Here is a 20325-nt window from a genome sequence, read left to right as displayed (position 1 = left end):
CGCCATGAACACTGCCGTCAAGAACACCGCACGCCTGTGCGCGGCGGGCCTGCGTGCCCTGCTCGTCCTGACCGTCGTGTGCGGCGTGCTCTACCCGCTCGCCGTCACCGGCGTCGCCCAGGGCCTCTTTCCCCACCAGGCCAACGGCTCGGAGGTGAGGGCGGAGGGCAAGGCCGTCGGCTCCGCACTCATCGGCCAGCGCTACGACCTGCCGCTGAAGAAGGGGCAGCAGAAGCCCGCGCCGGACCTGCGCTGGTTCCAGCCCCGCCCCTCCGACGGCCTGACCACCAACACCGTCAACACCCAGTACAAGCTGCTGGTCTCCGGCGCCACCAACCTCGCCGCCGACAACCCCGAGCTGGTCGCGTCCGTGAAGGCGGCGCGGGCCGCCGTCGTCAGGGACAACTCCGTACCCGGCCACCGGATCGCGCCGTCCCGGGTACCGCCCGACGCGGTCACCTCCTCCGGCTCGGGCCTGGACCCCGACATCTCCCCCGCCTACGCCCAGCTCCAGACCCGCCGCGTCGCCGACCGCAACCACCTCCCCGTCGCACGCGTGAAGAAGCTGGTCGCGGACCACACCGAGGGCCGCGTCGCCGGCTTCCTGGGCGAACCCCGCGTCAACGTCCTCCGGCTCAACCTCGCCCTCAAGGAGCTGACACGGGGCTGAGCGGCAGCGGCCCGTCAGCCGGGCCGGCCGGCGTTGAGCCGGGCGGCCTGGCGTGTGAGGTAGTCGCGCTCGGCGAGGTTGGCCGCCTTGCCGGCCGCCTCCGCGTACAGCCGGGCCGCCGTCGCCGGGTCGCCGTCGCGCTCGTGGAGGTACGCGGCCACCGCGGCGTGACGGGGCAGCGAGTCGTCCAGTTCGGCGAGCGCCGCCAGGCCGGCCCGCGGACCGTCCGCCTCGCCGACGGCGACCGCGCGGTTGAGCCGTACGACCGGGCTGTCGGTCAGCCGCGCCAGCTCGTCGTACCACTCGACGATCTGCACCCAGTCGGTCTCCCCGGCGGTGGGCGCGTCGGCGTGCAGCGCCGCGATGGCGGCCTGGGCCTGGAACTCGCCCAGCCGGTCGCGCGCGAGTGCCGCCTGCAGGATGCGGACGCCCTCGGCGATCGCCGTGGTGTCCCACCGGCCGCGGTCCTGCTCGGCGAGCGGCACCAGGCTGCCGTCGGGCGCGGTCCTGGCGGCCCGCCGGGCGTGGTGGAGCAGCATGAGGGCGAGCAGCCCCGCCACCTCGGGATGGTCGATGACGGCCGCGAGCTGCCGGGTGAGCCGGATGGCCTCGGCGGCGAGGTCGACGTCACCGGAGTAGCCCTCGTTGAAGACCAGGTACAGCACGCGCAGCACGGTGGCGACGTCACCTGGCCGGTCGAAACGGACGGCGGAGACGGTGCGCTTGGCGCGGCTGATGCGCTGCGCCATCGTCGCCTCCGGCACCAGGTACGCCTGGGCGATCTGGCGGGTGGTGAGCCCGCCGACGGCGCGCAGGGTGAGCGCGACGGCGGACGACGGTGTCAGCGAGGGGTGGGCGCACAGGAAGTACAGCTGCAGCGTGTCGTCCACGCCGGACACGGGCCCTGGCTCCGGCTGTTCCTCGGCCAGGTCCTCGCGGCGCCGGCGGGCGGCGTCCGCGCGGGTCGCGTCGAGGAACCGGCGCCAGGCCACGGTGACCAGCCACCCCTTCGCATCGCGCGGAGGGTCGGCCGGCCAGACGCGGAGCGCTTCGACCAGCGCGTCCTGTACGGCGTCCTCGGCCGCCGCGAAGTCTGCTCCGCGGCGGACGAGGATGCCGAGCACACTCGGCGTGAGGCTCCTGAGCAGGGCCTCGTTCAGCTGCGACACCGGGGAGGTCACTCCGTGATGGTGGGGGGCGCGGTGAGGAACGGGCGCAGCTCCAGCCACTCGTGGATCGGCTGCCCGCCCGCGCCGGGGGCGGCCGACAGCTCCCCGGCCAGCTCGACGGCGCGCTCGTAGCTGTCGACGTCGATCACCATCCAGCCGGCGATGAGGTCCTTGGTCTCGGCGAACGGCCCGTCGGTGACCGGCGGACGCCCCTCGCCGTCGTACCGGACCCACGTCCCCTCGGGGGCGAGCGCCTGCCCGTCGACGAACTCCCCGCTCTTCTCCAGCCGGGCCGCGAAGTCCTGCATGTACTGCATATGCGCCGAGATCTCCTCGGGCTTCCACTGGTCCATGGGAATGTTGTTCACCGCGTCCGGAGCGCCGCGGTAGTGCTTCAGCAGCAGGTACTTGGCCATGGTCGGTCTCCTCGATGCCGGTGCGACCCATTGTCGTCGCGTTCACCCCGGGGACGGAGCCACTCGCCGGTTCTCGACATCATCGCCGGAAAAAATTTCCGGTTCCCTGCCCGCACCTCGCTGACCAGCACTTCTTCCCCGAAATTTCCACGAGAGCGACGCGGTCGCCGAGCCTCGGGGCCGCCGGACCACGTCACCGTACGCCGCCAGCCGATGCGGTCGCCCCGCCCGGCCGTCGGTGAAGCCACGGTCGGTGAGGGCCAGTCCTCCGGGGCGCTTGCTGCGTGAGGGGCCGTGGCTGCTGGTTCAGGAGCGGCGCCGCTGTCGGGCAGGGCGGCTGCGCCGCGACTGCCGCACGGTGCCGGTGCGCTCGGGGGGCTGGGTGTCCGCTGCGGTCAGGGCGATGCCCGAAGGCGCCTGGGCCCCGGTGATACGGCTCAGGTCGGCTTCGCCCGGGTGGATCCTGGTTTCCTGCGCGGTGATGTCGGCGTCCGACATCAGGCGGTTCATGCTGCGGCGCTGTCCGGGCAGGACGAGGGTGACGACGGTTCCGGACTCGCCGGCGCGGGCAGTACGCCCACCGCGGTGCAGGTAATCCTTGTGGTCGCTCGGCGGGTCGACGTTGACGACGAGGTCGAGGTTGTCGACGTGGATGCCGCGGGCCGCGACATTGGTGGCCACCAGGACGTTCGCGTGGCCCGACTTGAAACCGGCGAGGGTGCGGGTGCGCTGCGACTGCGACTTGCCGCCGTGCAGGGCCGAGGCGCGTACCCCGACCGCCAGAAGGTCCCTGGTCAGCCGGTCCACTGCGTGCTTGGTGTCCAGGAACATGATCACTCGCCCGTCACGTGCGGCGATCCGAGTGGTCGTCGCGTGCTTGTCGGCCCCCTGGACGTGCAGCAGATGGTGCTCCATGGAGGTGACCGCGCCTGCGGACGGATCGACGGAGTGGACCACCGGATCGGTCAGATAGCGGCGGACCAGGAGGTCGACGTTGCGGTCCAGGGTGGCGGAGAACAGCAGACGCTGCCCCTCGGGCCGTACCTGGTCGAGCAGGTGGGTCACCTGGGGCATGAAGCCCATGTCGGCCATCTGGTCGGCTTCGTCCAGGACCGTGACGGCCACCCGGTCCAGCCGGCAGTCACCGCGTTCGATGAGGTCCTTGAGCCGGCCCGGCGTGGCCACCACCACCTCGCTGCCGCTCTGCAGATCGCGTGCCTGACGGCCGATCGACATGCCGCCGACCACCGTGGTGAGCCGCAGCCGCAGCGCACGGGCATAGGGGGTGAGCGCGGCCGTTACCTGCTGTGCCAGCTCCCGGGTGGGGACGAGGACCAGCGCCAGCGGGCTCCGCGGCTCGGCACGCTGCCCCGCGGTGCGGGCCAGCAGGGCGAGACCGAAGGCCAGGGTCTTGCCCGAGCCCGTACGGCCCCGGCCCAGCACGTCCCGGCCGGCCAGCGCGTTGGGCAGCGTGGCGGCCTGGATCGGGAACGGGGCGCTCATGCCGTGGGCGCGGAGCGTGGTCTTCAGACGCTCGGGCATGTCGAGACCGGCGAACGTCTCGACGGCCGGCAGGGGCGGAGTGTGGGTGACCGGCAGGGCGAACTCCCGCGGGGCGCCTGTGGCGCGTCCCTGACGGGGGTGCCCGGTCTTGGCCGAGCGCGACGGTCCGCCCCGGCGGGCGATGCCCTGCGAGCGTCGGCCGTCGCGGCCGGAGCCGAGCGCGCCGCTGCGCGAGGGAGAGGGAGCGGCGGTGGTGCGAGCAGTGCGGTTCATGCAGAACCTTCCTCGATGCGGCACGTATCGAGGAATTCGCCGCAGCGCTGTTGAACCACGTACGGATTCGCAAGATCGAGCCGAAGAAAAGACGAAATAAACGCGGCCTTAAATGGCCGTCGAATCGTCGTGAAGAGGCACCGGGACCCGGCCCGTGACGAACGTGACCGGTATACGGGTGCGAGGGAGCCGCGGGCTTCCGGCCCCGACTCGGGGATGCGGCGGACCGTGCCGCCGCTCGCTCGCCGCCGCGGGCGGAAGTCCGTCCCCGCGGGCGAGCGCGAATAACGCAACGAGCCGGGGCCGCACGCAGGTGCGTGCCCCAGCTCGTTGTGCGCGTCAGCGTCAGGCGGGAACGATGTTCTCCGCCTGCGGGCCCTTCTGGCCCTGCGTGACGTCGAAGCTTACCTTCTGGCCTTCGAGCAGCTCACGGAAGCCGGTGGCGTTGATGTTCGAGTAGTGGGCGAACACGTCAGCGCCGCCACCGTCCTGCTCGATGAAGCCGAAACCCTTTTCCGCGTTGAACCACTTCACGGTGCCAGTAGCCAAAATACTTCTCCTTCTGGGCGATACCCGGAGCCCGCACTGCGCAGGAACCGGAGCTGCCGCAATGATCGCCCTTCCGGGAGACCGGAACACACAAGGACTCCCCCAGAAATCCGGGAGGAGCACTCGAAGTTTCGGGGAACCACAACTGCAACTGACGTAACCGTAGCACGGTCACTCCGGGAGAAGGCAACACTTTCTCGCCCCGGATCCGCCGAACCACGAATTCTCGCCACGCATACCCGCATTTCTGCAACGGCGAGACCAGATATTTGCCTCCGGGGGGCTGTCGAAATTTCCGGCTGCGCCGCCGGCAGGCCCGAGGGCACGGCCGGATTGCCCAGTCCGTTCGTTGCCCGGCTGGGCCTCTCCGAGTCATTCGCAGCAGCAGCGCCTCGAGGAATCGATGGACGGCCGTCGAACCAGTGCGCTGCGGCCACTCACCCGGATGGGTGCGCTTGGGCGGAGCGAGGGCGGACAGGCGCCGGGGATGAACATGATCGGACGATTCGAACGGGCCATGGAACGCTGGACGAGTGCCGCATGGGCCTCGGTGCGCAAGCCCGGGAAGAAGCCGATGGACGTGGTGGCCAGGCTGCGCCGGGAGTGCGACGACAACGCCCTGATCATGGGCCGTGGCCGCACCGTGGTACCCAACTGCTTCTCGATCGAGCTGCCCGCGGCCAGCCACCGGCGGCTGGCCGGCCACCGGGAGCGGCTCGGGCCGGAACTGGCCGCTGAGATCCGGCGGTACGCGGCCGAGCGGTCCTACAGCTTCGCCGGCCCGGTGACGGTGGGCGTCGTGGCGCATCCGGACGGCGGGCGCGCCCGCTACCGGGTGCGCAGCCGTCTGGTCCCCTGCCACCCGCCGACGCACAAGGACGCGCCGACCATGGCCCTGCCGCAGGTGGCCGTGCCTCCGTACAAGGGGGACTGACCGGGTCGGCCGACGCCTCGGAGAGCTTCGCCGCAGGAGGGCGGGCGCCGCACCACTCAGGCCGTGCCGCTCTCGCCCTGCATATGAGCCTGCACAGGAACCCCGCATCGGGCTCAGCGTCCGAGCAGAGGTACTCGGTCGCAGATCCGGGTGGTGCGGGGCAGGCCGCCGGTGTCAGGCGTCGCTCGTGCGCCGGCGCTGTGCGGCGGAGTGGCGCAGTTCCTCGTTGATGCGCTTGGCCTCTTCGAGCTGGTCTTCGAGGATGACGATGCGGCAGGCCGCCTCGATGGGGGTGCCCTGGTCGACCAGTTCGCGGGCACGGGCCGCGATGCGCAGCTGGTAGCGGGAGTAGCGGCGGTGGCCGCCCTCGGAGCGCAGCGGGGTGATCAGACGGGCTTCGCCTATGGCGCGCAGGAAGGCCGGGGTGGTGCCGAGCATCTCGGCGGCGCGGCCCATGGTGTAGGCGGGGTAGTCGTCGTCATCGAGACGGTCGAGCGGGGTGTCTGCCGTCATCTGCACCTCGTTCACGGTCATGCGTCGAGGGGCCCTGGTGCCGTACAGCACCAGGGCCCCGAGGATTTCAACACCATCTGCCGGCGGTTGGTTGCGCCGGCCTTCTCATTCCGCGTCTCTCCGCCTGGGAGGCCGGAGGCGCGGGGATCGCGGTTGCGTGACCGGGGACCACCTTCCAATCCGGGGTCTTGCGGTACCCGGGCGGTGACGTTTCCTCGCCCGGGCGATCCTGATGGCGTCTTCCTCCTTCTCTCCGGACTGCTGGTTCGTACTGCTGAACATGCGGAACTGCGCGCGGCCCCTCAGTGGGCCGCCCGGCCCGGCAGCCAGCGACGGAACCCTTACACCTTCCGGCTCCCTCGCTCCGCTGCCGTGCCGTTGCTACTTGCGTTCTGCTCCACGGCAGTTCGTCCTCTGCCGCGCTTCACTCGATCTCTCGGTTACAGGCAAAACAGTAACCCTGTGACCCGCGCATGTCTACAGCCGTCTCGATAGATTTCCTGCATTGGGGTGACTCGCCTTCCTGTCGGCGAACAGTGCCGGAAATCTGTACCAGCAGCGCACGGGTGCCCGGACCCGGGTGGAGCGGGACGGACGGGCCCTGCGAAGCCGTGCAACCGATCCGGGTGGGGTGTTGACGCAGATGCCGAGCACGAAGGTCACCGCCGGACCCGACGCCCTGGACGTGGCCGTCAGCGCCCCCGTCATGGCAATGCGCCTTCTGGGGAGAAGCCTCGACTGATCAACCACTGCGGGTCCGGACCGCCCGAGCCGTTCGGACTGGTCGTTCGGGCTGGTGAGGACAGGTGGAGTCACCGCTACGTTCCCCGCTGTCTCGTGGCGCGGCACGGTCCCCAGCGGAGATTCCCGCACGCCCACGGCAGCACTGCGGAGGCCGTGCTCGACGGTGGCGGCGGCGTCCCGCGCAGAGCCTCCCGCCTGATCCGTGACCTCGATCGCCACGGGGTCGATACTGGGGACCGAGCGGCTCCGGGCAAAGGCGCTGACGGAGCCGGGCATGACCCGCATGACCTGCGGCAACACTGCTCAGTGGCCCTACTGCCGGACTCACCTGGAGGTACCCCGTGAAGATGCTGATGAATGTGCCGGAGAGTGTGGTCGCGGACGCTTTGCGGGGGATGGCGGCGGCGCATCCGGAGTTGGTGGTGGATGTCGAGGGGCGCGTCGTAGTGCGGCGGGACGCGCCGGTGTCCGGGAAGGTCGCGCTGGTGTCGGGCGGTGGCAGTGGGCACGAGCCGCTGCACGGCGGGTTCGTCGGGCCCGGGATGCTGGACGCGGCGTGTCCTGGCGAGGTGTTCACCTCGCCGGTGCCGGATCAGATGGTGCGGGCCGCGGCCGCCGTGGACAGCGGCAAGGGCGTGCTGTTCGTCGTGAAGAACTACACCGGTGACGTACTGAACTTCCAGATGGCGGCGGAGCTGGCCGAGGACGAGGGCGTGCAGGTCGCCAGCGTGCTGGTCGACGACGACGTGGCGGTGACGGACTCGACGTTCACGGCGGGGCGGCGCGGGACCGGGGCGACGCTGTTCGTGGAGAAGCTGGCCGGCGCCGCGGCCGAGGAGGGGCAGCCCCTGGAGCGGGTCGAGGCGCTCGCCCGCCGGGTCGTCGCGTCCTCGCGGAGCCTCGGGGTGGCGCTGAGCGCCTGCACGACGCCGTCGAAGGGCACCCCGACGTTCGATCTGCCCGCCGGGGAGCTGGAGTTCGGCGTCGGGATCCACGGCGAGCCGGGGCGCGAACGGCGGCCGATGATGACCTCCCACGAGATCGCCGACGCGTCGGTGGGCGCGATCCTGGACGACTGGCAGCCCAGGGGCCCGGTGCTGGTACTGGTCAACGGGATGGGCGCGACGCCGCTGCTGGAGCTGTACGGCTTCAACGCTGAGGTGCAACGGGTGCTCGCCGAGCGCGGCGTGGCGGTGGCCCGTACGCTCGTCGGCAACTACGTCACCTCGCTGGACATGGCGGGCTGCTCGGTGACGCTGTGCCAGGCGGACGAGGAGCTGCTGCGGCTGTGGGACGCGCCGGTGCAGACCGCCGGGCTGCGGTGGGGGCGCTGACCTGCCAGGATCGTCCGCGACAGCGCCGTTGCCGTGCTCCCTGCCGGACCGGCCGCGAAAGCACCGATCCGTTTGTCCGTACCGACTTCCCAGCCGTTCCCGTACTCGTATCCGTACCCGTACCTGTCCCCCTCGTCCGTTCCGTACGCGCCGTCGTTGCGCGTACCGCAGATCTCAGGAGCAGCACGTGACCGAAACGGCCCTTGACGCCGCGCTCTTCGTCCGCTGGATGCAGGCTGCCGCCGCCCTGGTGGACCGGGAGGCCGACCGCCTCACCGAGCTGGACTCCCCCATCGGCGACGCCGACCACGGCGGCAACCTGCAGCGCGGCTTCGCGTCCGTCGCCAAGGCCCTGGAGTCGGACCCGCCGGTGACCCCCGGTGCCGTACTCACCACGGCGGGACGGCAGTTGATCTCGACCGTGGGCGGCGCCTCGGGGCCGCTGTACGGGACGCTGCTGCGCCGCGCGGGCAAGGCACTGGGAGACGCGCCGGGCGTCACCGCCGAGGAACTGCGGGCCGCGCTGCGCGGCGGGGTCGACGCGGTGGCCCAACTGGGCGGCTCTGCGGTGGGCGACAAGACGATGCTGGACGCGCTGGGCCCGGCGGTCGAGGCGCTGGGTACGTCCTTCGCCGCCGCCGCCGAGGCCGCGGAGAAGGGCGCCGTGGACACCACGCCGCTGCAGGCCCGCAAGGGCCGGGCCAGCTACCTGGGCGAGCGCAGCAAGGGGCACCAGGACCCGGGGGCGACCTCGGCGGCGTTGTTGTTCGCCGCCCTCGCGGAGGTGACCGCATGAGCACGGAGACAACGGCCGACGGCGGCGACGCGCTGGTCGGCATCGTGCTGGTGTCGCACAGCGGCGCGGTGGCCGACTCGGTCGCGGAGCTGGCCGTGGGACTCGCGGGCGGCAGCGCGAAGGCACCGGTCGCGGCGGCGGGCGGTACGCCCGACGGCGGGCTCGGGACCAGCGCCGAGCTGATCACCGAGGCGGCCCGCACGGTCGACCGCGGCGCGGGCGTCGCCGTACTGGTGGACCTGGGCAGCGCCGTCCTCACGGTGAAGGCCCTGCTCGCCGAGGGCGACGAACTCCCGGACGGGACACGCCTGGTGGACGCCCCGTTCCTGGAGGGCGCGGTGGCCGCCGTGGTCACCGCCTCCACCGGCGCCGACCTCGACGCGGTCGCCACGGCGGCCGGAGAGGCGTACTCGTACCGGAAGGAATGAGGGAGACGGGGAACGGGAGGACGGGGACGGGAAGCCGGGGGATGGAGGGCAGGGGGCGGTCGGGTCGGTGCCGGGGCGCGGCGCCGACCCGGCGGCCCACCGGCCCGCCGACCGGGCGGTGTCCGGGGGCTCCGGGTGCGGTCGGCCGTCGGTCCGGTGCCTGCCCGGGTGTCCCGCCGCCCCGGCCGGGCCCTGAGCGCGCCTCACAGCACCACCGGTAGCGCCTCCAGGCCGCGCATCAGGCGGGTGTGGCGGTAGCGGAGCTGCGTGGTGGGGGCGGCGAGGCGGAGGGCGGGGAAGCGGGTGAGGAGGGCGGTCAGCGCGGTGGCCGCCTCGGCGCGGGCGAGCGGGGCGCCCAGGCAGCGGTGGATGCCGTGGCCGAAGGCGAGATGTCCGGCCGCGTCCCGGTCCAGGTCGAGCGTGTCGGGGTCGGCGAACCGCACCGGGTCGCGGTTGGCGGCGCCTGGCGCGACGAGCACCGGTGATCCGGCCGGTACGTCCGTACCCGCGAGCGTCAGCGGCTCGGTGGCGTACCGGAACGTGGCGATGCCCACCGGCGAGTCGTACCGCAGCAGTTCGTCCAGCGCGCCGGGGATCAGCTCGGGGCGGGCGCGCAGCCGGGCGGCGGCGTCCGGGTGGGCGAGCAGCGCGAGCGTCGCGTTGCCGATGAGGTTTGTGGTGGTCTCGTGCCCGGCGACCAGGATCAGGACGGCCAGCGAGACCAGTTCGTCCTCGCCGAGCCGGTCGGTGCCGTCCCGCGCGGCGATCAGCGCGGACAGCAGGCCGTCGTCCGGCGCCGCGCGCTTCGCGGCGACGAGCCGGCCGAAGTACGCCGCCACCTCGTGCGACGCGGCATCGATACGGTCCGGGGCGCCCGCCTCGAACAGCTGGTCCGACCAGGCCCGCAGCTGCGCGCGGTCCGCCTCGGGCACGCCGAGGAGGTGGCAGATGACGGTGACCGGCAGCGGCACGGCGAGCCCGGCGACGAGGTCGACGGTGTCCCCCGGCCGCCAGTCACGCGTCAGGCCGGCGGTCAGCTCGTCGAGGTACGGGCGCAGTCGGGCGACGGCGCCCGCGGTGAAGGCGGGGGCCACCAGGCGGCGCAGCCGGGTGTGGTCCGGCGGGTCGGTGGCGAGCATGGTGTGCGCGAGCGCGGGATGCAGCCGGCGGCCGGTGGGCCGGTCGGCGAAGTAGCGCGCGGTGTCCTTGGACAGCCGGGGGTCGGCGAGCGCCGCGCGGGCGGCGGCGTGGCCGGTGACGAGGTAACTCACCGGGCCACCGGCGCGCGGTGGCGGCAGGGCATGGACGGGGGCGGCGGACCGCAGCCGGGCGTAGGTGGCGTAGGGGTCCTGGAAGAAGACCGGACCGTACAGGGGCGCGCTCATGGTGTCTGTACCGTAGTGCGCTCCGGAGCGGTGTGGCGGAGTAGCGCTGTGACGTTGTTGGTGCAGGACAATGATGCGCTCTCGCACAGCACTGGCAGCACTGTGGCGCTGTTGGTGTCAGAGCCGCTGTCATGCGCTTCCGCAGCGCTGTGGTGCTGTCGACTTCAGTACCGCAGCGCCTCTCCAGTGTCAGTACCGTAATACCGTGCCCGCATGACGACGACGGCAGCGGGCTCCGGCGACTTCGCGGCGCCCATCACCGAGCGGTACTTCGAGGACTACGTCCCGGGTTCGGTCTACACCTACGGCAGCATCACGCTCACCGAGGAGGAGATCCTCGACTTCGCGCGCCGCTTCGACCCGCAGAGCTTCCACACGGACCCGGCTGCGGCGGAGAACGGACCGTTCAAGGGGCTGATCGCGAGCGGCTGGCACACCAGCGCGGTGATGATGCGGCTCTACGCCGACCACTACGTCAGCAAGGTGGCGAGCCTGGCGTCACCCGGCGTCGACGAGCTGCGCTGGGTGCAGCCGGTCCGGCCGGGCGACGCCCTGTCGATCCGCACCACGGTCCTGGACGCACGGGTCTCCCGGTCCAAGCCGGACCGGGGCATCGTGCGCACCGCGATCGAGGTGCTCAACCAGCGGGACGAGCCGGTGCTGACGGTGACGGCCCTGAACTTCTTCGCCCGCAGGCCGGCACGCCCCTAGCGGCTCTCCAGGCGCAGGGAGACCTCCTCCTCCTGGTCGCCCGCCGCCGTGCCGGCGACCGAGACCACGAAGGCGGGCAGCAGCGCCTTCCGGAGCTGGTCGACCGCCTGGTATCCGCCCTGCAGCGTGACGGTGCAGGGCGCGGAGAGCCGGGTGGGCTCGGGCGTGTCACGGGGCTGGTTGACGTCGAAGGTCGCCGTCCACACGCTCGGCCCCGCTCCGGCCGTCTCACGGGGCGCGTCGTCCGCGTCGCGGTCGGAGGCGAAGCACGTCCGCAGCACGGTGAAGATGGCCGCGGCGTCCTCCGCCTTGCATCCGGTGCACTCGACCGTGACCTCCGCCGCGTGCTCGACCTGCGTTTCCTGGTGCGCGCTGTCCACTGTGCAACCTTCCTGTTCGAGCCGTACGCGGATACCGTCCCCTTCCAGGCTCACCCCGCGGCATCGCGTGTGCGACCGGAAGGGGCGGGTGTGTTCCGCTTTGTCACTCGCCCAGCGGTACGAGTGAGAACAGCCGGGTGCCCGAGGGCGCCGCAGGGGAAACCGGTCGCGGACCGGTCCCTGGCTGGTCACGGGCCGGTCCCGGACCGGACGCGGGCCGAGGCCGCGCTGGTCGCCGTCCGGTTCCCGTCCGCTCGCGGGCCGGTCGCGGGTGTCATGGAGGCGGGGCGCACAGGCCCGCCGGGAAGTGTGGTGCGCGGCCACATACGCGCCATGGCACCGGCTTCCTACCGTGTGGCGACATCGCATCGTCCCCCCTTCCCGGTCCGGAGTGAACCCATGGCCGCCACCGCGCACGTCCCACCAACCCCCGCCGGGCTGCGGCGCATCGTCGCCGCGAGCCTCATCGGCACCACCGTCGAGTGGTACGACTTCTTCCTCTACGGGTCGGCCGCCGCGCTGGTCTTCAACAAGCTGTTCTTCCCGGACTCCGATCCGCTGGTGGGCACGCTGCTGTCGTTCCTCACGTACGCGGTCGGATTCGCGGCCCGGCCCGTCGGGGCGCTCGTCTTCGGGCACTACGGCGACCGGCTCGGCCGCAAGAAGCTGCTGGTGCTGAGCCTGCTGATGATGGGCGGCGCGACCTTCGCGATCGGCCTGCTGCCCACCCACGCCACGGTCGGCTCGGCCGCCCCGCTGCTGCTGACGCTGCTCAGGCTCGTCCAGGGCTTCGCGCTGGGCGGCGAGTGGGGCGGCGCCGTACTGCTGGTGAGCGAGCACGGGGACGCGCGGCGGCGCGGCTTCTGGGCGTCCTGGCCGCAGACCGGCGCGCCGGCCGGGCAGCTGCTGGCGACCGGGGTGCTGGCGGTGCTGACCGCGGTGCTGCCGGAGGGCGCGTTCGTGTCGTGGGGCTGGCGGGTCCCCTTCCTGCTGTCCGGTGTGCTGGTACTGCTCGGACTGTGGATCCGGCTGACGGTGGACGAGTCGCCGGTGTTCAAGGCGGCGCTGGCCCAGGCGGAGGCGCGGAAGGGCGAGGAGCGGGCGACGGAGAAGCTGCCGCTCGTGGCGGTGCTGCGGCACCACTGGCGGGACGTGCTGATCGCGATGGGCGCGCGGATGGCCGAGAACATCTCGTACTACGTGCTCACGGCGTTCGTCCTGGTCTACGCGACGGAGCACAGCGGACTGTCGCAGCAGACCGCGCTCAACGCCGTACTGATCGCCTCCGCGCTGCACTTCGCGGTCATCCCGGCGTGGGGCGCGCTGTCGGACCGGGTGGGACGGCGGCCGGTGTACCTCATAGGGGCGCTGGGCGTGGCGGCCTGGGCGTTCCCCTTCTTCGCGCTGGTCGACAGCAAGAACTTCGGGCTGCTGCTGCTCGCGGTGACCGTCGGGCTGGTCTTCCACGGGGCGATGTACGCGCCGCAGGCCGCATTCTTCGCGGAGATGTTCGCGACGCGGATGCGGTACTCGGGCGCGTCGATCGGCGCGCAGTTCTCCTCGGTCGCGGCGGGTGCGCCGGCGCCGCTGATCGCCACGGCGCTGCTGGCGGACTACGACAGCCCGACGCCGATCGCGCTGTACGTCATCGCTGCCGCGGTGCTGACGCTGATCGCGCTGTACGCGGCCAAGGAGACCCGGCACCGGGACCTGGCGGCGGTGGGTGCGGAGTCGGCCGCGGGTGCGGAAGGTCCTCGCGGAGCGGAGGCCGGGGCGGTCTGAGAGTGGCGCGGGGAGGTACCCGGCCGGGTGCCTCCCCGCGCCGGCACACAGTGTGGGGTTGGCGTTGTCCACAGGCGCCCCCGGCTGTCGATGGGGGGCGCTACCTTCACGGTATGTGCGGTGGAGGCGGGGGAGGGGGTCTTGGCCGCGGGGGTGGGGCGGCTCTCCCGTTGGATGGGGAGAGGGAGGGGCCCTGCCAGGGAAACGGGGGCGGGCCGAAAAAACCCGGCCCACCCCGTACTCCCCCAAAGCCGCCGACAACTGGTGCAGCCGCAGCGCCAGTTGCAGCTCCAGTGCCCGGGACGGGGACTGCCAGTCGGGGCCGAGCAGGCGGCCGATGCGGTCCAGGCGCTGAGCGACCGTGTTGACGTGTACGTGCAGGGCGTCCTTCGTACGGGCCGGGCTCATGCCGCTGGCGAAGTACGCGTTCAGGGTGCCCAGCAGGTCCGTGCCGCGGCGCGCGTCGTAGTCCAGTACCGCGCCGAGCGTGCGGCGTACGAAGCCGTCCACGTCCCGGCCGTCGGCCAGCAGCAGGCCGAGGAAGCCGAAGTCCTCGGCCGCCGCGCCCTGGCCGCAGCGGCCGAGCACGCGCAGCGCTTCCCGGCAGCGGCGGGCCTGTGCGTAGGCGCCGGCGACGGCGGCGGGCGTGGCGGCCGGTGCGGCGACGGGTGCGGAGGCGCCGACGGTGACCGGTGCGTGGACGGCGGCGCCGAGCTGGCGGGCGACCCGACGGGCCGCTTCGCCGGGTTCTGCGCCCTGGTCGCCGGTGTCGCCGTCGCCGCCCAGCGGCAGCAGCAGGACGACGCCGGCGTCCCGGGCCGCGGCCAGTCCGTGGCGGGTGGCGGCGAGGTGGGAGGCGGCGGACCACAGGCGCTGCCGTCCGGTGGCGCCCGCACCGTCCGGGCCGGGTGACGTGCCGGCCGGGTCCTCGATGCGGGCCGCGAGGACGACGTGCGGGACGTCCAGGTCGGCGGCGACCCGGGCGGCGCGTTCACGGAGCAGCCGCGGGTCGCGGTCGGGGGCTTCGAGCAGGTCGTCCAGGAGTTCGCCGCGTACCCGCTGCTCCGCCTCGCCCGCGGTGCGCCGGGCGAGCAGCAGCAGGGAGGTGACCATGGCGGCGCGTTCGAGGGTGCGCTGGTCGACGGGGTCCAGGCGGGGGTGGCCGCGCAGGACGAGCGCGCCGAGCACTTCGCTGCCGGAGCGGACGGCGGCGACCCAGTCGTCCCCGTCGGGCACGGCGTGGCCGTCGGCGCTGGAGCGGTCCAGCGCCTCGGCGGGTGCCCGGTCGGCCTCGGTGAACTCCACTGTGCCGTCGAGCACTTCGGCGACGGCGGCGGCCACGTCCTGGACGCCGCCGCCGCGCAGGACGAGTTCGGCGAGCCGGTCGTGGACGTCGGAGGCGCGCTCGATGACGCCGCTGCGGTCGCGGATGATCTCGTTGGCGGCCTCCAGCTCGGTCATCGCCTTGCGGGTCTCGGCGAGCAGGTTGGCGGTGTCGATGGCGACGGCCGCGTGGGCCGCGTGTGCGGACAGCAGGGCGATCTCGGCGTGGTCGAAGACCCGGACCCGGCGGTCGGCGGCGAAGAGTACGCCGATGACGCCGCTGCCCAGCTTCAGCGGTACACCGAGGATGGCGACGAGTCCTTCGTCCCGTACGCCCGTGTCGATGGTGCGGGTGTGCTGGAAGCGGGGGTCGTCGAAGTAGCTGTCGGTGACGTAGGGGCGGGCGGTCTGGGCGACCAGGCCGCCGAGCCCCTCCCCCATGCCGAGCCGGAGCTGCTGGAAGCGGGCGGAGACCGAGCCGTCGGTGACCCGCATGTACGTGTCGCCGGCGACGGGGTCGTTGAGGGTCATGTACGCGGTCTCGGTGCCGAGCAGGGAGCGGGCGCGCTGGACGATGGCCCGCAGGACGGCGTCCAGGTCGCGCAGGCCCGCGAGGTCGTGCGCGGTTTCGTACAGCGCGGACAGTTCGGCCTCGCGGCGGCGCCGTCCTTCCAGCTCGGTGCGGACGCGCAGGGCGAGCAGCTTGGCGCGTTCGAGGGCGGCCAGCCGTTCGGCGGAGGCGCCGTCGGCCCGGGCGCGCAGCACCGCGCGTTCGAAGTCCTCGGCGGGCGCGCCGGTGGCGAGGAGGTCGAGGAAGGGGGTCTCGGCCGGTTCGGCGGGGGTTCGAGCGGGCTGCTGGGGTGGCATGGACACAGGGATACCGCCGGTGCGCCGGGGCGCGCCAGCGGGGGCGCGGCGCGGGGTACCGGGCGCCGGGGCCGCGGCGGGCGTGCCGGTGCCGGACGGGTCGTTCCCGGAGGTCAGTGCGCCGTCCATCCGCCGTCCATGGCCAGCGAGGTGCCGGTGATGAAGGAGGCGTGGGGGCCGCAGAGGTAGGCCACGGCGTCGGCGACCTCGTCGGGTTCGACGAGGCGCTTGACGGCGGTGTCCTTGAGCAGGACTTCGGTGAGTACCCGCTCGGCGGGGATGCCGTGTGCTTCGGCCTGGTCGGCGAGCTGCTTCTCGACGAGGGGGGTGCGGACGTAGCCGGGGTTGACGCAGTTGGAGGTGACGCCGTGCTCGGCGCCTTCGAGCGCGGCGACCTTGGAGAGGCCCTCCAGGCCGTGCTTGGCGGCGACGTAGGCGGACTTGTACGGCGAGGCGCGCAGGCCGTGCACGGAGGAGATGTTGACGATGCGGCCCCAGCCCTGTGCGTACATGTGGGGCAGTGCGCCGCGTACGAGGCGGAAGGGTGCCTCCAGCATGACCTTGAGGACGGTCGCGAAGACGTCGGGCGGGAAGTCCTCGAGGGGCCGGACGAGCTGGATGCCGGCGTTGTTGACGAGGATGTCGGCGCCGGCGGCGGTCTCCTCGGCGGCGTCGAGGTCGGTGAGGTCGAGGGTGATCCGCTGGAGGGCGCCGGGCAGGCCGTCGGCCCGTTCCGCGAGCCGGGTGAGGCCGTCGTCGTCCCGGTCGACCGCGCGGACGGTGGCGCCGGCGGCCGCGAGGCGCAGCGCGACGGCGGCGCCGATGCCGCCGGCGGCGCCGGTGACGAGGGCGGTGCGGCCGTGGAGGTCGGCCGGGGGGACGGGGCCGGGTGTGGAGGTGGCGCTCATGGGCGCCACCTTAGGCAGCGCGGGGTCCGGTACCGATGTGGGGCGGGACCACAAGGCGCGGTCCGGTCATGTGGCCGGGGCCCTCACAGTACGCCCCGGGGCCGGAACTGGATGCTGATGCGGGGGCCGACGGGGCGGGCGGTCTTGGGGATGGCGTGGTCCCAGGTGCGCTGGCAGGAGCCGCCCATGACGATCAGGTCGCCGTGGCCGAGGGAGCGGCGGATGCTCGGGCCGCCGCCGTCGCGCGGCCGGAGGGCGAGGGTCCGGGGTTCGCCGACGGAGAGGATGGCGACCATGGTGTCCTGGCTGCGGCCGCGTCCGATGCGGTCGCCGTGCCAGGCGACGCTGTCCTCGCCGTCGCGGTAGTAGCAGAGGCCGGCGGTGCGGAAGGGTTCGCCGAGTTCGGCGGCGTAGTGGGCGCTGAGCGCGTCCCGGGCCTCGGCCAGGACGGGGTGCGGCAGCTCGGTGCCTTCCCGGTAGTGGCAGAGCAGCCGGGGTACGTCGACGGTCCGCTCGTACATCTGCCGCCGTTCGGCGTGCCAGGGGACGGTGCCGGCCAGCACGTCGAAGACGGTGTCGGCGCCGGTCAGCCAGCCGGGCAGGACGTCGATCCAGGCGCCGAGCCCGAGGTCGGTGCGGGCGATGCCGGTGAGCGGGCGGAGTGCGGGCTCTTCGGCGGCGCCGAAGAGGGAGCCCTGGAGGTGTGCGGCGTGTGTGGCGTGCGTGGCCATGGTGCCAGCGTACGCCGTGTTCGAATTTTTGTACGAATGTGTGCGGTGGGGCTACTCCGGCGCGTCCTCGCCCGTCTCACGGAAGACCGCCGCCAGCTCGCCCCGGGAGCGCACGCCGAACTTCGCGTAGACGTGAGTGAGGTGGTACTGCACGGTCTTCACCGACAGGAACAGCTCGCCCGCGACCTGGCCGTTGCTCATCCCGCGTGCGACGAGGCGGGCCACAGCGCGCTCCTGCGCGGTCAGCCGGGCGAACTCCGGGGCGCCACCGCCGGCCTCCCCCGCGCCCCGCTTGCTCAGGCCGCCCGCCTGCAGCTCCCGCTCGCAGCGCTCGACGTAGGTGCGGGCGCCGAGGAGTACGTACGCGTCCCGGGCGTTCTGGAGCAGCGCGTCCGCCTCCCGGCGCTTGCCGGCGCGGCGGAGGGTCTGCCCGTAGGCGTAGCTCACCCGGGCGCGGTCGTAGGGCAGCGGCAGGTGTGCCAGGTGGGCCAGCGCGCCTTCGAAGTGGGCGCGGGCGGCGTCGAGGTCGCCCTCGGTGCCGGCGATGCGGCCGCGTACGTAGCCGAGCCGGGCCATCGTGGAGCGGTGGCCGCGGTCGGCGGCCAGCTCCTCGTGGGGCTTGAGGAAGGCGTCGGCCTCGGCCGCCCGGTTGGTCATGACGAGGGCGTTGGCGTAGACGTCCTGCCAGGGCCAGAAGCCGGGCTCGTCGATGCCTTCGCGGTGCCGGAGCCGCAGCACGGGCTCCAGCGCAGCGGTCACCCGCTCGTACTGGCCGCGGGCCTCGGCGACCTGGGCGCGGGCCAGGCAGGCGGGGACGACCATCGCCTCGTAGTGCTGCATGTCGGCCGAGGCGTGCCGGGCGTGGTGGTGTGCGGCGGTCCAGTCGCCGCGCAGGGCGTGGATCTGGGCGCCGGTCCAGTGCACGAGGGGCCGCAGGAGTTCCATGCGGACCTCGGCGAGCTGGGCTGCGGCCCGGTCGACGGTGCGTACGGCGTCCTGCCAGGCGCCGAGCGCGAACTGGGTGCGGGCCAGCCAGGCCTGTGCCCACAGGGAGATGCGGGCCGAGCCCATGCGGAAGCCGGTGGGCACGGCGCCCTCCAGCTCGCGGCGGGCCGCCTCCGGCTCGTCCATGGCCAGGTCCATCCAGCCGCGGCCCATCTGGACGCGTTGGGACTGGGCGCCGCTTTCGATGCGGGCGAGTACGTCGTCGTAGGCGCGCGCGGCCTCGTCGGCGCGGCCCATCGCGGCGAGTCCGAGGCCGAGGATCGCCTCCGACTCGACCGCGGAGGGTTCCATGGGGCCGACGAGGTCGACGGCCTTGCGGGCCCAGTGGACGAGGTCGGCGGCGCGGCAGCGGCCGAGGGAGTGCAGGACCCAGCGGTGGCAGATGGCGGCGGCCAGTTCGGGGCGGCGGGCCGGGTCGCAGCGCTCCCATGCCTGGCCGAGGCGGACCTCGGCCTCTTCGGGGCGGCCGCGGGTGATGGCGAGGTAGCCGAGGACGGAGTCGCGGAGCGCGCCGGGCGGGAAGCTCTCCAGTTCGGCGGCGAAGGTCTCGGCCTGTGGCCGGTCGCCCGCGCCGACGAGGGCGTCCACGGCGCGCAGGAGGCGGTCCCGGCGGGTGGCGGGGGCCGGGGTGAGCCGACCGGCGGCGACGAGGGCGCCCGCCGCCTGGGACCAGGCGCCTTCGGCTGCCCGGTCGGCGGCGAACCGGTCGAGGTCGTCCGCGAGCTCGGCGTCGGCGGCGGGGGTGGCGGCGACCCGGTGCATCAGGCGGCGGCCGTGGTCCTCGACGATCTTCGCGGCCCTGCGGTGCAGGTCGCCGCGTTCGACGAGGCCGAGGGCGCCGTGCACGGCGGCGCGTAGGAGCGGGTGCGGGAAGGTGAGCAGGGTCAGCCCCGGGCCGTCGGTGGTGGTGAGCAGCCCGGCGCTGCGGGCCTCGTCGACGGCGGCGAGCGGGTCGGGGACGCCGGACAGCTCGGCGGCCTCGGCGAACGGCACGGACTCGCCCAGTGCCGAGCAGGCTTCGATCAGGGTGCGGGCCTGGGGTCCGCAGGCGTCGAGGCGGCGGTGGACGGCGGAGGCGTAGCGGCGGGGTGCGGGCAGTGCGGGCTGCCAGTCCCGCCAGATGTTGGCGGGCACCTCCTGCAGCAGGTCGGTGATGTGGCGGGGGTTGCCGCGGGTGTGGCGGCAGAGGATGCGCGCGGCGGGCAGCGAGAGGTCGGTACGGCCGGCGCTCCAGGCGAGCTGCTGGACGTCCTCGGGGGTGAGCGGGCCCAGGCGCAGGGCGCCGTCGCGGTGGGCGGTGAGGAAGTCCAGTACGTCGACGGGGAGCCGGTGCAGCTGGTCGTCGGCGGCGGCCAGCACGACGAGGACCTTCTCGGCGGTCATCCGGCGGACGGCGGAGGCGACGGCGCGCAGGGAGGCGGCGTCGGCCCAGTGGGCGTCGTCGATGACGACGACGGTGGTGTCCTCGCGGTGCGTGCTCCACAGCTCGTGGAGGCGGCGTGCGGCGGCGAGCGGGTCCGGCGGCTCGTCGGGGGCGCCCCCGTCCGGGAGGAGGGCGGTGCCGGCGGTCTTGGCGAGCTGGTCGGCGACGCCGAGGGCGAGCTCGTTCTCCCAGCGCACGCCGTTGGCGCGGTGCACGCGGACGGCCCGCGGCGCGGCGGTGTCCGGCGCGGCCCCGGCGGGGCCGGCCGGTGCGAGTTCGGCGAGGAAGTGGTGGATCAGGGCGGTCTTGCCCATGCCGGACTCGCCCTCGACCAGCACGATCGAGGGGTGTCCCGCGCGGGCTGCGGCCAGCCGGCGGTGCAGGGCCGTCAGCTCGGCCTGCCGTCCGGCGGGGCCGCGCCGGGCCTTCTCGCGGGCGCCGTCCCGGCCGGTGCCCGCGCCGTCGTGATCGTCCACGGTTG

17 protein-coding genes and 1 pseudogene are annotated in these 20325 nt (G+C 73.4%); 7 read left to right on the top strand and 11 right to left on the bottom strand.

What is annotated here, in order from left to right; all coding sequences use genetic code 11:
• Window positions 1–4: 4 nt before the first annotated feature.
• Window positions 5–670: a potassium-transporting ATPase subunit C gene (locus C3486_RS00745; protein ID WP_103830581.1), complete on the top strand. Its 666-nt coding sequence runs from the start codon at window positions 5–7 to the stop codon at window positions 668–670.
• Between the two features lie 14 nt (window positions 671–684).
• On the opposite strand, the gene C3486_RS00740 is transcribed toward C3486_RS00745, so the two are convergent.
• The 4 genes from C3486_RS00740 to C3486_RS00725 all read right to left on the bottom strand — a co-directional run bounded on the left by C3486_RS00740 (window position 685) and on the right by C3486_RS00725 (window position 4580).
• Window positions 685–1830, bottom strand: coding sequence for an RNA polymerase sigma factor (locus C3486_RS00740; RefSeq protein ID WP_103830580.1), 1146 nt, complete (start codon window positions 1828–1830; stop codon window positions 685–687).
• A gap of 17 nt (window positions 1831–1847) precedes the next feature.
• A complete protein-coding gene (locus tag C3486_RS00735) occupies window positions 1848–2255 on the bottom strand; it encodes a YciI family protein (RefSeq protein WP_103830516.1) in 408 nt (135 codons plus the stop codon).
• A gap of 306 nt (window positions 2256–2561) precedes the next feature.
• Window positions 2562–4031, bottom strand: coding sequence for a DEAD/DEAH box helicase (locus C3486_RS00730; RefSeq protein WP_103830515.1), 1470 nt, complete (start codon window positions 4029–4031; stop codon window positions 2562–2564).
• Window positions 4032–4376: 345 nt separating this feature from the next.
• The gene (locus C3486_RS00725) at window positions 4377–4580 is read right to left on the bottom strand and encodes a cold-shock protein (protein ID WP_030877404.1); all 204 of its coding nucleotides are present in this window, start codon (window positions 4578–4580) and stop codon (window positions 4377–4379) included.
• Window positions 4581–5073: 493 nt separating this feature from the next.
• Here C3486_RS00725 and C3486_RS00720 point away from each other — a divergent pair, with 493 nt between their 5' ends.
• Window positions 5074–5514, top strand: a complete 441-nt coding sequence (locus tag C3486_RS00720; RefSeq protein WP_181138391.1) for a DUF3662 domain-containing protein — start codon at window positions 5074–5076, stop codon at window positions 5512–5514.
• Between the two features lie 174 nt (window positions 5515–5688).
• Here C3486_RS00720 and C3486_RS00715 read toward each other — a convergent pair whose 3' ends face one another.
• Entirely contained in the window at window positions 5689–6027 is a 339-nt protein-coding gene (locus C3486_RS00715) for a MerR family transcriptional regulator (protein WP_103830579.1), read from the bottom strand.
• Between the two features lie 1085 nt (window positions 6028–7112).
• Here C3486_RS00715 and dhaK point away from each other — a divergent pair.
• The 3 genes from dhaK to C3486_RS00700 all read left to right on the top strand — a co-directional run bounded on the left by dhaK (window position 7113) and on the right by C3486_RS00700 (window position 9329).
• Window positions 7113–8105 carry a dihydroxyacetone kinase subunit DhaK gene (gene dhaK, locus C3486_RS00710; protein ID WP_103830513.1) on the top strand — a complete coding sequence of 331 codons (993 nt, stop codon included), beginning with the start codon at window positions 7113–7115 and terminating at the stop codon, window positions 8103–8105.
• Between the two features lie 229 nt (window positions 8106–8334).
• Window positions 8335–8901, top strand: a complete 567-nt coding sequence (gene dhaL / locus C3486_RS00705; RefSeq protein ID WP_103830578.1) for a dihydroxyacetone kinase subunit DhaL — start codon at window positions 8335–8337, stop codon at window positions 8899–8901.
• The gene (locus C3486_RS00700; RefSeq protein WP_103830512.1) at window positions 8898–9329 is read left to right on the top strand and encodes a PTS-dependent dihydroxyacetone kinase phosphotransferase subunit DhaM; all 432 of its coding nucleotides are present in this window, start codon (window positions 8898–8900) and stop codon (window positions 9327–9329) included. Before dhaL ends, C3486_RS00700 begins: the two co-directional genes overlap by 4 nt.
• Window positions 9330–9532: 203 nt before the next feature.
• On the opposite strand, the gene C3486_RS00695 is transcribed toward C3486_RS00700, so the two are convergent.
• A complete protein-coding gene (locus tag C3486_RS00695; RefSeq protein ID WP_103830511.1) occupies window positions 9533–10714 on the bottom strand; it encodes a cytochrome P450 in 1182 nt (393 codons plus the stop codon).
• A 213-nt stretch (window positions 10715–10927) separates the two neighbouring features.
• Here C3486_RS00695 and C3486_RS00690 point away from each other — a divergent pair, with 213 nt between their 5' ends.
• Complete coding sequence (locus C3486_RS00690; protein ID WP_103830510.1) at window positions 10928–11425, top strand: MaoC family dehydratase; 498 nt, start codon at window positions 10928–10930, stop codon at window positions 11423–11425.
• Here C3486_RS00690 and C3486_RS37090 read toward each other — a convergent pair.
• Entirely contained in the window at window positions 11422–11805 is a 384-nt protein-coding gene (locus tag C3486_RS37090) for a hypothetical protein (protein ID WP_181138397.1), read from the bottom strand. The genes C3486_RS00690 and C3486_RS37090 overlap by 4 nt on opposite strands.
• 399 nt (window positions 11806–12204) lie before the next feature.
• Between C3486_RS37090 and C3486_RS00680 the strand changes: the two genes are divergently transcribed.
• Window positions 12205–13587 (top strand): MFS transporter, encoded by a 1383-nt coding sequence (locus C3486_RS00680; protein WP_103830508.1) that lies wholly within the window; start codon window positions 12205–12207, stop codon window positions 13585–13587.
• A gap of 246 nt (window positions 13588–13833) precedes the next feature.
• On the opposite strand, the pseudogene C3486_RS00675 reads toward C3486_RS00680, so the two are convergent.
• The 4 genes and pseudogenes from C3486_RS00675 to C3486_RS00660 form a co-directional block, all read right to left on the bottom strand.
• Window positions 13834–15777 (bottom strand): annotated as a pseudogene (locus C3486_RS00675) (helix-turn-helix domain-containing protein); the annotation flags it as partial.
• Window positions 15778–15890: 113 nt separating this feature from the next.
• Window positions 15891–16685, bottom strand: a complete 795-nt coding sequence (locus C3486_RS00670) for a 3-hydroxybutyrate dehydrogenase (RefSeq protein ID WP_103830507.1) — start codon at window positions 16683–16685, stop codon at window positions 15891–15893.
• An 83-nt stretch (window positions 16686–16768) separates the two neighbouring features.
• Window positions 16769–17416: an alpha-ketoglutarate-dependent dioxygenase AlkB gene (locus C3486_RS00665; protein WP_103830506.1), complete on the bottom strand. Its 648-nt coding sequence runs from the start codon at window positions 17414–17416 to the stop codon at window positions 16769–16771.
• Window positions 17417–17467: 51 nt separating this feature from the next.
• Window positions 17468–20320, bottom strand: a complete 2853-nt coding sequence (locus C3486_RS00660; RefSeq protein ID WP_103830505.1) for a LuxR family transcriptional regulator — start codon at window positions 20318–20320, stop codon at window positions 17468–17470.
• Between the last annotated feature and the right edge of the window lie 5 nt (window positions 20321–20325).

Source organism: Streptomyces sp. Ru73, assembly GCF_002920575.1.
GTDB lineage: Bacteria > Actinomycetota > Actinomycetes > Streptomycetales > Streptomycetaceae > Streptomyces.
The sequence above is the reverse complement of the archived record's forward strand: the minus strand, read 5'-3'. Positions and strand labels throughout refer to the sequence as shown.

Coding starts and splice junctions, on each gene's coding strand:
- C3486_RS00720 (WP_181138391.1), top strand. CDS start 5,074: ATGATCGGACGATTCGAACGGGCCATGGAACGCTGGACGAGTGCCGCA.
- C3486_RS00695 (WP_103830511.1), bottom strand. CDS start 10,714: ATGAGCGCGCCCCTGTACGGTCCGGTCTTCTTCCAGGACCCCTACGCC.
- C3486_RS00715 (WP_103830579.1), bottom strand. CDS start 6,027: ATGACGGCAGACACCCCGCTCGACCGTCTCGATGACGACGACTACCCC.
- C3486_RS00700 (WP_103830512.1), top strand. CDS start 8,898: ATGAGCACGGAGACAACGGCCGACGGCGGCGACGCGCTGGTCGGCATC.
- C3486_RS00670 (WP_103830507.1), bottom strand. CDS start 16,685: ATGAGCGCCACCTCCACACCCGGCCCCGTCCCCCCGGCCGACCTCCAC.
- C3486_RS00735 (WP_103830516.1), bottom strand. CDS start 2,255: ATGGCCAAGTACCTGCTGCTGAAGCACTACCGCGGCGCTCCGGACGCG.
- C3486_RS00745 (WP_103830581.1), top strand. CDS start 5: ATGAACACTGCCGTCAAGAACACCGCACGCCTGTGCGCGGCGGGCCTG.
- C3486_RS00730 (WP_103830515.1), bottom strand. CDS start 4,031: ATGAACCGCACTGCTCGCACCACCGCCGCTCCCTCTCCCTCGCGCAGC.
- C3486_RS00680 (WP_103830508.1), top strand. CDS start 12,205: ATGGCCGCCACCGCGCACGTCCCACCAACCCCCGCCGGGCTGCGGCGC.
- C3486_RS00690 (WP_103830510.1), top strand. CDS start 10,928: ATGACGACGACGGCAGCGGGCTCCGGCGACTTCGCGGCGCCCATCACC.
- C3486_RS00665 (WP_103830506.1), bottom strand. CDS start 17,416: ATGGCCACGCACGCCACACACGCCGCACACCTCCAGGGCTCCCTCTTC.
- dhaL (WP_103830578.1), top strand. CDS start 8,335: ATGCAGGCTGCCGCCGCCCTGGTGGACCGGGAGGCCGACCGCCTCACC.